Annotated in this window: 1 protein-coding gene and 1 pseudogene; both read right to left on the bottom strand. The window is 69.2% G+C overall.

Annotation, left to right across the window (positions count from 1 at the left end; genetic code table 11):
- The coding region (gene ulaA, locus GUY60_RS37565; protein ID WP_161705978.1) for a PTS ascorbate transporter subunit IIC at nt 1–1,179 on the bottom strand (1,179 nt) is incomplete at its 3' end.
- Between the two features lie 73 nt (nt 1,180–1,252).
- A pseudogene (locus tag GUY60_RS37560) lies at nt 1,253–1,569 on the bottom strand (PTS sugar transporter subunit IIB); the annotation flags it as partial.

Here is a 1,569-nt window from a genome sequence, read left to right as displayed (position 1 = left end):
GACCACCGCCCCGCGCCGCCCGCCCGTGGCGTTGCCGAACACCCCGGCCGCGCCCCCGGTGAAGAAGTGCGGCACGAGCCCCGGCAGGACGAGCGCCAGGCCGAAGGCCGGGTGGAACACCGCGGAGAGCAGTCCCAGGCTGACCAGGCCGCCGACGAAGCTGGAGATGAACCCGATCAGCACCGCGTTCTGCGCGTACGGGAACACGATCGGCGCGTCCAGGGACGGCACCGCACCCGGCACGATCCGCTGCGCGATGCCCTGGAAGGCGGGTACCAGCTCGCCCAGGATGGTCCGTACGCCGAAGAGGATCACCGCGACGGCGATGCCGAACTGCAGGCCCTGCATCACGGACTGCATCAGGTAGTTGCCGATATCGGTCGCGGCTGTGCCGCCGTTCTCGGCGAAGGCCTTGAACGCCGTCTCGCGGCCGGCCTTCGCCAGGAACACGACCGCCGTGATCAGGTAGATCAGCAGCATCGACAGGGCCGTCGCGACCATCGAGTCCCGCAGGAAGCGCAGCCCCTCCGGCAGCTTCATGTCCTCCGTGGAACGGCTGCGCCGGCCGACCAACTGCCCGGCCGCGCCCGCCACCACGTACCCGGCGGTGCCGAAGTGCCCGATGGCCACGGTGTTGTCGCCCGTCACCCGCTTCGTCCACGGGTGCGCGAACGCGGGCATCGCGACCAGCAGGATGCCGAGCAGTACACCGCCGACCAGTACCACGACGAGCGAGGAGTGCCCGGCGGTGGCGAGCACGATGGTCAACAGGGTTGCCATGAACAGCATGTGATGCCCGGTCAGAAACACGTACCGCAGTGGTGTGAAGCGGGCGAGCAGCAGACTCACCGCGAAGCCAAGGATCATCAGCCACGCCACCCGCGCCCCGTACTCGGCCTGCGCGATGCCGACGATCGCTTCGTTGGTGGGGATCACGCCGTGCGCGCCGGTCGAGCCCTGGATCATCTCGCCCAGCGGGGCAAGGGAGTTGACGACCAAGGTCGCGCCCGCGCCGATCAGCAGGAAGCCGAGCGTGGCCTTGATGGCCCCGCCGACGATCTGCCCCACCGTCTTCCTCAGCGCGATCAGCCCGGCAGCGGTGATCAGACCGATCAGATACGCGGGAACGCTGAGGATCTCGTTGACGAGGAACTTCGCGATTGATACGAGCCGGTCCACGCCGTCACTCCCCACCCGAGCCGTCGCCCGTGCCGCCCGTGCCGCTTGTCTCGCCCGTGCCGTCTGTTCCTTCGACGTCGTACGTGTCCCGCAGCACCGCGTCGACCTCGCGGGTGGAGGTGAAGTCCGCCACCACCTTCACGGGTACGCCCACGTCGCCGAGGGTGCGGGCGATCTCCCGCGAGGTGAGGATCGCGACCGCCTCGGACGCCTTGCCCTTGGCGGAGATGGTGTCGGTGGCCTCGACGGTGACGTACCGGGACCAGGCCCAGCGGTCGAGGACCTGCTCCAGGGTGTTCTTCAGGAACAGGCTGGTGCCGACCCCGTTGCCGCACACGGTCAGGATCTTGTGCACCCCGTGCTGCTGCCGAACTGGCCGGGAGGGTCGGG

Source organism: Streptomyces boluensis (assembly GCF_009908195.1).
GTDB lineage: Bacteria > Actinomycetota > Actinomycetes > Streptomycetales > Streptomycetaceae > Streptomyces > Streptomyces boluensis.
This window is presented reverse-complemented; position numbering and strand designations above follow the sequence as displayed.